We start from the raw sequence: 11771 nt of genomic DNA, 5'->3' as shown, positions 1-11771 counted from the left end.
CGGCGCCGACGTCGCCGAGACCGCGGCGCCCGACGCCCCGGCCCCGGACGCCCCGAAGGCCGCGCAAGACGAGCCGAAGGCCGCGCGGGACGAGCCGAAGGCCGCCGAGCGCGAGGACGAGTTCGCGCCGCGTCCCGAGTCGCGTCCGGCCGCGCAGAGCGAGGCCGAGCACGTCGCCGAGGACCTGCCGGTGCCGAACTACGACGAGGCGACCCTGCCGCAACTGCGCGCGCGCCTGCGCGGGCTGTCGGCGGACCAGGTGAAGCTGCTGCGCGAGTACGAGCGCACCCACGCGGGCCGCGAGGACATCATCAAGATGTACGAGCGCCGCATCGCGAAGCTGAACGGCCAGGGCTGAGGCGCGGCGGAACGCCCGGGAGGGGGACCTCCCGGGCCGTTCCGCTGTGCGGGGGGCGGGTCAGGCCGGGGCCGCGATGTCCTGGAACGTGTGGTCGATGTCGACGCGCTCCAGCGGCGCCAGGTGGCGGCGGCGCACCGCGAGGACGCCGATCGCGACGGCGCAGGCGGCGGCGCCGACGATGTACGGCAGGTGCGCGTCGACCTCCTCGGCGAGCTTCGTCGCGAAGTAGGGGGCGAGGGCGCCGCCCATCCAGCGGACGAAGTTGTACCCGGCGGACGCGACGGGCCGCGGGCTGTCGGAGACCTCCATCGCGGCCTCGGTGAACGCGGTGTTGTTCAGCCCGATCGGGATCCCGGACAGGATCGTGCAGACGACGATCCCGTCGCGTCCGAGGAACGCGAGTCCGAGCTGGAACAGGATCAGCAGGCCCAGCCCCAGGTACATGACGTGGACCGTTCCAATACGGCGCTGCAGGGCGGGCGCGCCGAACACGGAGGCGAGCGCGACCATCACGCCCCACCCGAAGAACACCAGGCCGATGCCGTGCGCGCTCATCCCGAGGACGAACGGCGTGAAGGCGAGGACCGTGAAGAACGCGTAGTTGTAGAACAGCGCGGTGAACGCGGTCGTCGACAGGCCGCCGTGGGCGAGCGCGCGGATCGGCGCGGTCAGCCGGGTCTTCTCCGGCGGCTTGGGCGGGGCCTTGAGCAGCGTGGTGATGAGCAGGAACCCGACGGCCATCAGGACCGCGGTGCCGAAGAACGGGAACCGCCAGTTCAGGTCGCCGAGCAGCGCGCCGACGAGCGGGCCGAGCGAGATGCCGAGGCCGAGCGCGGCCTCGTACAGGATGATGGCCTTCTCGGCGCCGCCGCTGGCCGCGCCCACGATGACGGCGAGCGCGGTGGCGACGAACAGCGCGTTGCCGAGGCCCCAGCCGGCGCGGAAGCCGACGAGCTGCCCGACGGTGTCGGACGTCCCGGCGAGCGCGGCGAACGCGACGACCAGCGCGAGCCCGATCAGCAGGGTCCGCTTGCCGCCGATCCGGCTGGACACCCAGCCGGTGATCAGCATCGCCACGGCGGTGATCAGGAAGTAGCTGGTGAACAGGAGCGACACCTGGCTGGGCGAGGCGTCGAGGTTCTCGGCGATGGCGGGCAGGATGGGGTCGACCAGCCCGATGCCCATGAAGGCGACGACGGCGGCGAAGGCGGTCGCCCACACCGACATGGGCTGCCGCAGGATTCCTCCGCCCCGGCCGCCGCCTTCGGCGCGGCGCGCCTCAGGGGGCCGTGCGTGCATGGCTCTTTCCTCTCAGGCGTTCATCCGGCCGAGAAGAGCTTGTCGAGGGCGGGCATGGCCGCGGCGACGGCCGCGCGCTCCTCCCCGGTCAGTCCCGCGAACCGGTCCGCCAGGTAGTCGATCCGGCGCTCGCGGCCCGCCGCCAGGACGTCCCGTCCGGTCGCGGTGAGCCGGGCGGTGACGACGCGGGCGTCCGAGCCGTCCCGGCCGCGCTCGACGAGTGCGTCGCGCTCCAGCCGGTTGATCTGCGCGGTCATCGTCGCATCCGGACGCCGTGTTCGGCGGCGAGCCCGGTCATCCGCCGCGGCCCGTGCTCAAGGGAGCCGAGCACGGACAGCTGCTGCGCGGTGACCGGCTGGTCGGCGGTGGCGCGGCGCAGCATGAGCACGACGTGCCGCAGCCGCTGGTTCAGCTGCTCGGCGAGCTCGCGTTCGGGGACGGTCACGGTCTCTCTCCTCGGAATTACTTAGCCAGACTAAGTTAGTGGAGCTAACTTTTGAAGGGACGGAGCGTGTCTCCCGCGTCACACGCAATAGGCTGCCGGACATGGCGATGGAGACGACGGCCGAATCCCCGGTCCCGGTACGGACGGTCCTGCAGGCGGTCGGCGGCTGGATCGGCAAGCTGGGCCGCATCTGGGTCGAGGGGCAGATCACCGACCTGAACGCCCGCGGCGGCACCGTCTACATGACGCTGCGCGACCCGGTGGCGAACATGTCGGTACGGCTCGTCGGGCAGCGCGGCGTCGTCGAGGCCGCGGGCCCCGCCGTGACGGACGGCGCACGCGTCGTCGTCCACGCCAAACCGGACTTCTGGATCAACCGGGGCACCTTCTCGCTCAGCGTCCTGGAGATCCGGCCGATCGGCGTCGGCGAACTCCTCGCCCGCCTCGAACGCCTCAAGAAGACGCTCGCCGCCGAGGGCCTGTTCCGGCCCGAGCGCAAACGCCCGCTGCCGTTCCTGCCCGGCCGGATCGGGCTGATCTGCGGGCGCGAGTCCGACGCCGAGCACGACGTCCTGCAGAACGCGCGGCGGCGCTGGCCCGCGGTCGCGTTCCGCGTGGAGAACACCGCCGTGCAGGGCTCCTACGCGGTCGGCGAGGTGATGACGGCGCTGCGCACGCTGGACGCCGATCCCGAGATCGATGTGATCATCATCGCGCGCGGCGGCGGCGCGATGGAAGACCTGCTGCCGTTCTCCGACGAGGCGCTCGTGCGCGCCGTGTCGACGGCCCGCACCCCCGTCGTCAGCGCGATCGGCCACGAGCAGGACACGCCGCTGCTCGACCTCGTCGCCGACGTCCGCGCGTCCACCCCGACCGACGCGGCGAAGAAGGCCGTCCCGGACGTGCGCGAGCAGCTCCAGCTCGTCCGGCAGCTGCGCGACCGGGGCCGCCGCTGCATCGCCGGTGGGCTGGAACGGGAACTGGCATGGCTGAAGGCCGTCCGGTCGCGGCCCGCGCTGGCCGACCCGGTCCGGGAGATCGAACGGCAGTCCGAGCAGGTCACGGCGCTGCGCGACCGGTCGCGCCGGTGCCTGTCCGGCGCGCTCGACCGGGCCGGCGACCAGCTGTCGCACACCCGCGCCCGGCTGCTGGCGCTCTCCCCCGCCGCGACGCTCGACCGCGGGTACGCGATCGTCCAGCTCGCGGACGGCGCGGTCGTGCGGGACGCCGCGTCCGTACCGGCCGGCGCGGACCTCACCGTGCGCGTCGCGTCCGGACGCTCGGCGCGACCGCCGCGGGCCCCCTCGACGACGACCCCGCCGGGCAGGCGAAGCCGTAGGGTGGGGCGGGTGTCGGAGAACGAGGAGAGGGCCGGCAGGCCCTCGTACGAGCAGGCGCGCGACGAGCTGGCCGACGTGGTGAAGCGGCTGGAGGCCGGCGGGCTCACCCTGGAGGAGTCGCTCGCGCTGTGGGAGCGCGGCGAGAAGCTCGCGGCGCTCTGCGAGGAATGGCTGGAGGGCGCCCGCGCCCGGCTGGCCGCCGCGATGGCGCAGCCCGAGGACGGCGGCACCGGCGCGCCGTTCTGACGTCAGGGAGCGTCGGGGGTCGCGGACGCGCCGGACGACGCGGGACTCGACGGGTCGATCCCGCCGCCCTTCGGCTGCGTCTTCAGCGACCCGGCCAGCACCGCCAGCTCCTCGTACGTCGCGGTCCCGGTCACCACGAGGCTGACCCCGCCCGGAAGCGTCCGCGCGAGGGAGTTCGCCTCCTTGTCGGCCCGGTGGTACTTCTTCCACGTGTTCCCGGCGACCTGCATGGTCCCCAGCGGCTTGCTGCTGTTGGTCATCCGCGGGACGTACTCGGACGCCGTCTCGTCGCTCTGTTCGAGCGCCGCGTACTCGTCGCTCGGCGTGACGAACCCCAGATGCCACGCGACGGGCTCGCCCGCCTCGCCGTCCAGCCCGTGCACCCGCGAACTCGTCGGCCGCCAGCCGGCCGGCAGCCCCTCCGGGGAGTGCACCTCGAACGGGGCGTCGTTGCGCATCACCCACAGTTGCGACCCGTAGTCGACCGTCGGCAGGATCTGCTCGTCGGCGCGCGGCGTGACCACGAAGATCATCAGCGCCAGGATCAGGGACGCGCCCATCGCCAGCGAGAAACCGCCGAGCCCGGTGGTCAGCCGCTTGTGCACGCCCGGGCTGACCGGGATCGGCCGCGGGCCCGCCTCGGTCCCGGAGGCCGCGGCCCCCTCCGTGGCGTCCGCGCTCGCCGGAGCCGCCTCGGTCTCGGTGTCAGGGGTCTTGTCGGTCACCCTTTCAGGATCCCCTACGGTTCCGGCTGCTTCAGACAGGGGGTGCGGTACGCGGGTTCCGGATCGTCCCGACGATCCCCATGATCTCGTCGGCGAGCCGCCGCGCGGCGTCCTCGTCCTCCAGCAGTGAGATGTCGGACACGGCGCCCGCCATCGCCCCGGTCAGCACGATCACCAGCGCCTCGTCCACGCCGCCGTCGGCGGTGTGGAACAGCGCGGCGTTGCGGCGGGCCCACTTGCCGAGCCGCTGCCGCATCGCGCGGTCGAACCCGGGCGGGCCGTCGCCGGAGATGAACAGCCGCGAGACGTCCCGTTCCTCCAGGCAGCCGTCGAGGTAGGCGCCCGCCCCGGCGATGAACTGCCGCATCGGGTCGGCCTCCCCGGCGTCCCGCACGGCGCTGATCGCCTTGCGGGTGCGCTCCTGCTGCCTGCCCTGGAACTCCTCGAACAGCGTCAGGTACAGGTCGGCTTTGCCGTTGAAATGGTGGTACAGGCTGCCGACGCTGGCCCCGGCCTTCGCGACGATGTCGGTGACCGCGGCCTGCGCGAACCCTGACTCGCAGAAGACGTCCCGCGCCGCGGCCAGCAGGGCCCCGCGCGTGGCGGCCCCGCGGTCGGACGTCCGCGCGGGCGTCCCGGCGGCGCCGTTCTGTGTCACCTCGCCGGAGGGAACGTCGATGTCGCTGCTCATGAGCCCAGAGATTACGCCCTCTCCCGGTGGGAAACGATCCCTTGCCCGCAGGACCGTCCGATTGCCGCCGCCGGTTCCCTGCACACTCCGGCTGGTCTGGTCCAATTTGTGACCCGGCGTCGGCCAACGGAGAATCCGAGTCACCATCGACCGAAAGGGCCGCCGCGACATGTCCGAAGAAAACACCGTCTCCTCCCCGCTGACGACCGACCCCGCGGCGCCCGACCGCAACCTGGCGATGGAGCTCGTCCGGGTGACCGAGGCCGCCGCCATGGCCGCCGCCCGCTGGGTGGGGCGCGGCGACAAGAACGGGGCGGACGGCGCGGCGGTCAACGCCATGCGCCAGCTGATCAACACCGTGTCCATGAAGGGCGTCGTGGTGATCGGCGAGGGCGAGAAGGACAACGCCCCGATGCTCTACAACGGCGAGGAGGTCGGCAACGGCGGCGCCGAGTGCGACGTCGCGGTGGACCCGGTCGACGGCACCCGCCTCACCGCGCTCGGGATGAGCAACGCGATCGCCGTGCTCTCCGTCGCGCCGCGCGGGTCGATGTTCGACCCGTCCGCCGTCTTCTACATGGAGAAGCTCGTCACCGGGCCCGAGGCCGCCGACGTCGTCGACATCGACCGCCCGATCGGCGACAACATCCGCGCGATCGCCCGCGCGAAGGGGTCCGCGCCGAACGACGTGACCGTCTGCATCCTGGACCGTCCGCGGCACGAGGGGATCGTCAAGGAGGTCCGCGAGGCGGGGGCCCGCATCAAGTTCATCATGGACGGCGACGTGGCCGGCGCCATCATGGCGTCCCGTCCCGGCACCGGCGTCGACCTCCTCCTCGGCATCGGCGGCACCCCGGAGGGCATCATCGCCGCGTGCGCGATCAAGGCGCTCGGCGGCGTGATCCAGGGCCGGCTGTGGCCGCAGGACGAGGAGGAGCGGCAGAAGGCCATCGACGCGGGCCACGACCTCGGCCGCGTCCTGACCACCGACGACCTCGTCACCTCCGACGACGTCTTCTTCGCCGCGACGGGCATCACCGACGGCGAACTCGTCGACGGCGTCCGCTACGACAAGGGCACCGCGATCACGCACTCCCTCGTCATGCGCTCGCGCAGCGGCACGATCCGTACCGTCTCCAGCGAGCACAAGCTGTCGAAGCTGCGGGCCTACAGCGCGATCAACTTCGACGCGGCCGTCTGACGGACACGGGCCCGGCCTGCTCGCCTGACGGCTCGCAGGCCGGGCCGGAGGACTTCACCGCCCGCACCGTGTAGCGGCCCGGCCACATTCCTGAGCCCGCAGGCCGACTGGGAAGCCTCGCCCCCACGGAGCGGAGCCCAACCCCGCCCTCCAACACCGCCCTCCAACCCCGTAGGCCGGGCCGGAGGCCGTGCCCGCGCAGCGGGGCGTCCGGCTCTGGCCCCTGGCCCGCAGGCCGGGCCGGAGGACTTCACCGCCCGCACCGTGTAGCGGCCCGGCCACATTCCTGAGCTCGCAGGCCGGAGGACTTCGGCGGCCGCACGATGGAACGCCCCGGCCACGTTCGGAGGCCGGACGGGCGGGTCAGCCTCGGGTGAGGCGGGAGCGGACGCGTTGGCGGAACGTTCGTTTGGGGGCCCGGGCGCGGACGGAGCCGAACAGCAGGGTGCCGGCGACCTCGATGGTGGGGCCGTCGGGGGCGGGGCGGGTGCGGACCTCGCGGGGGCTGAGGATCGTGCGGCCGGTGACGTCGACGCGGACGCCGTCGGGGACGAGGAGGCGGACGCGGCCCGCGAGGACGAGCGAGTCGAGGACGATGTGGCGGCGCTGCAGGACGGCTTCGCGCAGATCGAGTTCGACGGTGCCGAAGAGGGCGACGAGGGGGAGCTTGACGGGGACGACCCAGCGGCCCTCGCGGCGGGTGCGGCCGAAGACGACGGAGACGGGGCGGTCGTCCACCAGGATCGGCTGGGCCTCCTCCGGGGAGAGGTCGCCGGTGAGGCCGGTGAGTTCGCCGAGGGTGCGGGCGGCGTAGGCGGCGGTGGTGCGTTCGCCGTGTTCGGCCATCGTGAGGCGGCCGTCGGCGAGCGCTTCGCCGAGGACGGCGACGACGCGTTCCCGGTCGGCGTCGGACGCGCGCAGGTCGCGGACGCGCGTCGCCTGTTCGGCGGCCGGGCGGGAGGGGAAGTCCACTCCTAGAGATTAACGGGCGGAGCGGCGGGGGCCACGGAAAACGGGTGGGGATTTGTCCACGTCGATACCTAGAGTGCCCCTATGACCTTGCAACGTGCACCGGAGGAGGTCGCGGCCGGGTCCGCGGCGGCGATCAGCCTGCGGGGCGTCGTGAAGCGGTTCGGCGACTTCACGGCGGTGGACGGGCTCGATCTGGAGGTGCCGTCCGGCGTCTGCCTGGGGTTGCTCGGCCCGAACGGGGCGGGGAAGTCGACGACGATGAAGATGCTGACGGCGCAGGCGTTGCCGACCGAGGGAACGATCGAGGTGCTGGGGTTCCCGGTGCCGCGGGAGTCCAAGCGCGCGCGGGCCGCGATGGGCGTCGTCCCGCAGCAGGACAACCTCGACGAGGAGTTGACGGCCCGGGAGAACCTGGAGGTGTTCGCGCACCTGTACCGGGTGCCGCGCAAGGAGCGGCGGCGGGCGGTCGACGACGCGCTGGCGATCGCGCACCTGACCGGGCGGCAGCGGACCAAGGTGGACGATCTGTCGGGCGGGATGCGGCGCAGGCTGCTGATCGCGCGGGGGCTGGTGCACCGGCCGCGGCTGGTGCTGCTGGACGAGCCGACCGTGGGCCTCGACCCGCAGGTGCGGGCGGAGCTGTGGGGGCTGATCGACGGGCTGCGCGCGCAGGGCACGACGGTGCTGATGTCGACGCACTACATCGAGGAGGCCGAGCGGCTGGCGGACGAGTGCGCGCTGATGTCGCACGGGAAGGTGATCGCCCGGGGGACGCCGGCGGAGCTGGTCGCCGAGTACGCGGGCGAGCGGGTGGTGGAGCACTACGGTCCGCCGGACCGGCTGGCGGAGGTGGAGCGGCTCGCGCGGGCGGCGGGGCTGCCGACGCGGCGGACGGGCCCGTCGGTGTCGGTGCTGAAGGCCGAGACGATCGCGCGCCGCTGGCGGACGGGTTGGGCGCGGACGGCGTGGGACGTGCGGCCAATCTGGAAGACGTGTTCGTGGTGCTGACCGGGGAGAACGTGGAATGAACGGCGTGGGGGCGGAGCGGCTGCGCCGGTTCGAGATGGCGCCCGTCCGGGGCGTGTGGCGGCACGAGCTGGCGCTGTTCAAGCGGTACTGGACGTCGCAGTCGTTCGCGTCGATGGTGGAGCCGACGTTCTTCCTGCTGTGCTTCGGCTACGGGTTCGGGTCGATGGTCGCGGCGATCGGCGACTACCGGTACCTGGACTTCGTGGCGACGGGCGTGGTGGGGACGGCGGCGCTGTTCACGTCGGTGTTCCCGGGGATGTTCAACGGCTACATCCGGCGGGTGTTCCAGCACACCTACGACGGGATGCTGGCGGCGCCGGTGGACGTGCACGAGCTGGTCACCGCGGAGGCGTCGTGGATCGCGGCGAAGTCGGCGGTGTACTCGTGCACGCCGCTGATCGTGGCGCTGTTCTTCGGCCTGGATCCGTCGTTCGGGATGCTGCTGGTGCCGGTGGCGACGTTCTTCACGGCGCTGGGTTTCGGCCTGTTCGGGATGTGGGCGTCGTCGGTCGTGCCGTCGATCAACTCGTTCGACTACGTGATCACGGGCGTGGTGACGCCGCTGTTCCTGATCGCGGGGACGTTCTTCCCGGTGGACGCCCTGCCGGCCTGGGCGGAGACGGCGTCGAAGATCAATCCGCTGTATCACTGCGTGCAGCTGGTGCGGCACATGGTGTTCGGGCTCGAACCGCTCGCGGATCTCGGCCATCTGGGCGTCCTGGCGGCGTTCGCGGCGCTGATGTGGGCACTCGCGGTCCGGGGGATGCGCCGCAAGCTGATTGACTGACGGGTTCCCGCCTCTCTACCCTGACGCGAATCTTCCTCACGTTGGAGAGGCGGCCGCATGGACGCCAGGGACCGCCGGGCGCGCGCGTCGACGTACACGGCGTTCGCCGTGCAGGGGCTGTGCTTCGCGTCGCTGGTGACGCAGGTGCCGCGGCTCCAGGACGCGCATCACCTCAGCGACGCGACGCTGTCGCTGGTGCTGCTGATGGTCCCGCTGGTCGCGGGCGTGGGCAGCGTCGCGTCCGGCGCCCTGTTCCGCCGGATCGGCAGCGGGCCGGTGCTGCGGGTGTCGCAGCCCGCGGTGGCCCTGACGATCGTGCTGATCGGGCTGACCGGCGACAACGACCCCGCCCTGTACGGGGCGGTCGCGCTGTTCGGCCTGTTCGTCGGTGCGGTGGACGCGTCGATGAACGCGCAGGCCGTCGCGGTGGAGCGGCGGTACGGGATGAGCCTGATCACCGGCTTCTACGCGGTGTGGAGCGTCGCGGGGATCCTCGGCGGGCTGTGGGCGTCGCTGGGCAACGGCCTCGACCTGCCGCTCGCCGCCGGGTTCGGCATCGCCGCCGCCATCGGGATCGCGGCGTCGCTGGCGACCGGCCACGGCCTGTACCGGCGCGCGGAGGAGGGCGACGGACCGTCCGCGGACGAGCTGAAGGCGGCCGGGCGGCGGGTGCCGTGGCGGCCGATCCTGGTGGTGGGCGCCGCGATGGCGGTCGCGTACCTGGCCGACTCGGCGATCTCCAGCTACGGCGCCAAGTACCTCGACGACGAACTGGGCGGGTCCGACTGGGTGGCGCCGCTCGGCTACGTCGGCTACCAGGTCGCGATGGTGGTCAGCCGGGCGGTCGCCGACCTGGCGGTGCGCCGCTCCGGCGCGGTGCGGGTGGTGCGGCTCGGCGGCGCCGTCGGCCTCGCCGGGATGATCGGGGTGGTGGCCGCGCCGAACGCGCCCGCCGCGATCGCGGCGTTCGCGGTCGCCGGGCTGGGCCTCAGCGTGATCGCGCCGGTGTCGTTCACCGCCGCCGGACGGGTGGACCCGACGGGCCTCGGCGTCGCCGTGGCCCGGGTCAACATCTTCAACTACGTCGGGTTCGTGCTGGGCGCCGCCGTGGTGGGGGCGGTGGAGCCGCTGAGCGCCGACCACGGCCTGCGGCTCGCGTTCACCGTCCCGACGGTCCTGGTGCTGGTGGTGTTCGCGACGGCGAAGGGCTTCGCCCCGGCTCCGGTGCCGCGCCCGGGAGCGGGCGCCGGTCCGGACGCCGCGGTGCCGCGCCGTCCGGCCGAGCCCACCGCCACCTGACCTCGGCCCTCAGGACTCTTCGAGGGCGGCCACCGCTCGCTCGCCTTCGGTCTGCGCCTCCTCGGGAGTCATGTCCGTGAGCGCCCGGGAGAGCGCGACCTCGGCCGCGTCGGCCGCCGCGCGCAGCGTCACCGCGTGCTCCTGCGCCCGCGCGAGGTCGCCCAGGCCGACGCAGTCGAAGGCGACCTGTCCGTCGTGCACGGCCATCTTCAGCTGCCGCGCGGCCTCTTCCAGACTCATCCGTACCTCCTACACCGGGAAACCTTCTCCTACCCCTGAGCACCGTTGGCAACCGCTTGACCGAGCAGTTCCGCCGCGTTGACCAGGTGCCCCTCCCCCAGCCCCGCGTAGCCGAGGACGAGCGCCGGACGCGCGTGCGCGGCCCGTCCGGGCGACCACATCGGCCGGGCGCCCGCCACCGACAGCCCGGCCCGGGACGCGCGGTCGATCACCCGCTCCTCGTCGCAGCCCGGCGGCAGCTCCACGTAGAGGTGGATTCCCGCCGAAACGCCATGAACACGGGCGCCGGGTACGTGCCGCCGGATCGCGTCGGCGAGGGCGTCCCGGCGGACCCGGTAGCGGCGCCGCATGGCGCGCAGGTGCCGGTCGTAGCCGCCGCCGCGCAGATACTCGGCGAGCGTGTACTGCGGCAGGACGGGCGTACCGAGGTCGGTGTGCAGGCGGTGCGTCCGCAGCCGGGCGGCGAGCGGCGGCGGGAGGGCCGCCCAGCCGAGCCGGATCGCGGGCGCGAGCGCCTTGCTGACCGAGCCGAGCAGCACCACCCGTTCGGGATCGATGCCCTGGAGGCAGCCGACGGGTTCGCGGTCGTAGCGGAACTCGGCGTCGTAGTCGTCCTCGATGATCAGCCCGTCGCGCTCCCGCGCCCACGCGATCAGCCGGGCCCGGCGGGCCGCGGACAGCACGACGCCGGTCGGGTACTGGTGCGCGGGCGTGACGAGCACCACCCGCGCGTCCGTCCGGGCCAGGGCGGCGACGTCGATGCCCTGCTCGTCCACGGGGACGCGCGCGAGCCGGACGCCGGTGGACTGCAGCATCGGGAGCTGCCGGGCGCTCGTCGGGTCCTCGACGGCGAGGACGGCGCGTCCGTTCGCCCGCAGCAGCCGGGCCAGCGCCGACAGGGCGTGCGCCACCCCGTTGGTGATCACGATCCGGTCGGGGTCGGTGTGCGCCGCGCGCACCCGTCCGAGGTACCCGGCCAGCTCGGCGCGCAGGACGAACGCGCCCGCGGGGTCGGGGTAGGCGAGGGCGTCGTCCGGCAGGGCGGGCGCCCAGCGCGGTGCGCTCGGCGGCCAGCCAGCGGTCGCGGGGGAACGCGGCCAGGTCGGGGCTGCCGGGCCACAGGTCGTAGTCGACGG

13 protein-coding genes and 2 pseudogenes are annotated in these 11771 nt (G+C 73.3%); 7 read left to right on the top strand and 8 right to left on the bottom strand.

The features are described 5' to 3' along the window. Positions 1 to 358, top strand: a pseudogene (locus BJF79_RS55590) (hypothetical protein); the annotation flags it as partial. Positions 359 to 418: 60 nt separating this feature from the next. Here the strand turns inward: BJF79_RS55590 and BJF79_RS19695 are convergent. The 3 genes from BJF79_RS19695 to BJF79_RS65695 are packed head-to-tail and all read right to left on the bottom strand — an operon-like array spanning position 419 to position 2105. Next, entirely contained in the window at positions 419 to 1660 is a 1242-nt protein-coding gene (locus BJF79_RS19695) for an MFS transporter (protein ID WP_143220044.1), read from the bottom strand. 20 nt (positions 1661 to 1680) lie between these two features. Further along, the gene (locus BJF79_RS19690; RefSeq protein ID WP_316043392.1) at positions 1681 to 1917 is read right to left on the bottom strand and encodes a hypothetical protein; all 237 of its coding nucleotides are present in this window, start codon (positions 1915 to 1917) and stop codon (positions 1681 to 1683) included. After that, a complete protein-coding gene (locus BJF79_RS65695; protein WP_316043391.1) occupies positions 1914 to 2105 on the bottom strand; it encodes a hypothetical protein in 192 nt (63 codons plus the stop codon). Before BJF79_RS65695 ends, BJF79_RS19690 begins: the two co-directional genes overlap by 4 nt. 101 nt (positions 2106 to 2206) lie before the next feature. Between BJF79_RS65695 and xseA the strand changes: the two are divergent. Next, positions 2207 to 3385: pseudogene (gene xseA, locus BJF79_RS19685) on the top strand (exodeoxyribonuclease VII large subunit); the annotation flags it as partial. Positions 3386 to 3454: 69 nt separating this feature from the next. After that, entirely contained in the window at positions 3455 to 3691 is a 237-nt protein-coding gene (locus tag BJF79_RS60745) for an exodeoxyribonuclease VII small subunit (RefSeq protein WP_194499987.1), read from the top strand. A 2-nt stretch (positions 3692 to 3693) separates the two neighbouring features. Here BJF79_RS60745 and BJF79_RS19675 read toward each other — a convergent pair whose 3' ends face one another. Both BJF79_RS19675 and BJF79_RS19670 read right to left on the bottom strand, forming a co-directional pair. Further along, positions 3694 to 4416, bottom strand: coding sequence for a DUF4245 domain-containing protein (locus BJF79_RS19675; RefSeq protein WP_083733594.1), 723 nt, complete (start codon positions 4414 to 4416; stop codon positions 3694 to 3696). 31 nt (positions 4417 to 4447) lie between these two features. Further along, positions 4448 to 5107: a TetR/AcrR family transcriptional regulator gene (locus tag BJF79_RS19670; protein WP_075899412.1), complete on the bottom strand. Its 660-nt coding sequence runs from the start codon at positions 5105 to 5107 to the stop codon at positions 4448 to 4450. Positions 5108 to 5276: 169 nt separating this feature from the next. Here BJF79_RS19670 and glpX point away from each other — a divergent pair, with 169 nt between their 5' ends. Further along, positions 5277 to 6308 carry a class II fructose-bisphosphatase gene (glpX, locus tag BJF79_RS19665; protein ID WP_075899410.1) on the top strand — a complete coding sequence of 344 codons (1032 nt, stop codon included), beginning with the start codon at positions 5277 to 5279 and terminating at the stop codon, positions 6306 to 6308. A 363-nt stretch (positions 6309 to 6671) separates the two neighbouring features. Here glpX and BJF79_RS19660 read toward each other — a convergent pair whose 3' ends face one another. After that, positions 6672 to 7280 (bottom strand): DUF1707 domain-containing protein, encoded by a 609-nt coding sequence (locus BJF79_RS19660; RefSeq protein WP_083733593.1) that lies wholly within the window; start codon positions 7278 to 7280, stop codon positions 6672 to 6674. An 81-nt stretch (positions 7281 to 7361) separates the two neighbouring features. Here BJF79_RS19660 and BJF79_RS19655 point away from each other — a divergent pair, with 81 nt between their 5' ends. From BJF79_RS19655 to BJF79_RS19645, 3 genes are read left to right on the top strand one after another with little or no spacing between them, the layout of a single operon-like run. Continuing rightward, positions 7362 to 8288 (top strand): ABC transporter ATP-binding protein, encoded by a 927-nt coding sequence (locus BJF79_RS19655; RefSeq protein ID WP_316043390.1) that lies wholly within the window; start codon positions 7362 to 7364, stop codon positions 8286 to 8288. A gap of 16 nt (positions 8289 to 8304) precedes the next feature. After that, positions 8305 to 9096, top strand: coding sequence for an ABC transporter permease (locus BJF79_RS19650; protein WP_075899408.1), 792 nt, complete (start codon positions 8305 to 8307; stop codon positions 9094 to 9096). A gap of 57 nt (positions 9097 to 9153) precedes the next feature. Then, positions 9154 to 10395, top strand: coding sequence for an MFS transporter (locus BJF79_RS19645; RefSeq protein ID WP_075899406.1), 1242 nt, complete (start codon positions 9154 to 9156; stop codon positions 10393 to 10395). A 9-nt stretch (positions 10396 to 10404) separates the two neighbouring features. Here BJF79_RS19645 and BJF79_RS19640 read toward each other — a convergent pair whose 3' ends face one another. Continuing rightward, a complete protein-coding gene (locus BJF79_RS19640; RefSeq protein WP_075899404.1) occupies positions 10405 to 10635 on the bottom strand; it encodes a hypothetical protein in 231 nt (76 codons plus the stop codon). A gap of 29 nt (positions 10636 to 10664) precedes the next feature. Continuing rightward, the coding region (locus BJF79_RS19635) for a PLP-dependent aminotransferase family protein (RefSeq protein WP_075899402.1) at positions 10665 to 11771 on the bottom strand (1107 nt) is incomplete at its 5' end.

This window comes from Actinomadura sp. CNU-125, from assembly GCF_001942465.1.
Lineage (GTDB): Bacteria > Actinomycetota > Actinomycetes > Streptosporangiales > Streptosporangiaceae > Spirillospora.
This window is presented reverse-complemented; position numbering and strand designations above follow the sequence as displayed.

Coding starts and splice junctions, on each gene's coding strand:
- BJF79_RS19650 (WP_075899408.1), top strand. CDS start 8,305: ATGAACGGCGTGGGGGCGGAGCGGCTGCGCCGGTTCGAGATGGCGCCC.
- BJF79_RS19670 (WP_075899412.1), bottom strand. CDS start 5,107: ATGAGCAGCGACATCGACGTTCCCTCCGGCGAGGTGACACAGAACGGC.
- BJF79_RS19640 (WP_075899404.1), bottom strand. CDS start 10,635: ATGAGTCTGGAAGAGGCCGCGCGGCAGCTGAAGATGGCCGTGCACGAC.
- BJF79_RS19690 (WP_316043392.1), bottom strand. CDS start 1,917: ATGACCGCGCAGATCAACCGGCTGGAGCGCGACGCACTCGTCGAGCGC.
- glpX (WP_075899410.1), top strand. CDS start 5,277: ATGTCCGAAGAAAACACCGTCTCCTCCCCGCTGACGACCGACCCCGCG.
- BJF79_RS19695 (WP_143220044.1), bottom strand. CDS start 1,660: ATGCACGCACGGCCCCCTGAGGCGCGCCGCGCCGAAGGCGGCGGCCGG.
- BJF79_RS19645 (WP_075899406.1), top strand. CDS start 9,154: ATGGACGCCAGGGACCGCCGGGCGCGCGCGTCGACGTACACGGCGTTC.
- BJF79_RS19655 (WP_316043390.1), top strand. CDS start 7,362: ATGACCTTGCAACGTGCACCGGAGGAGGTCGCGGCCGGGTCCGCGGCG.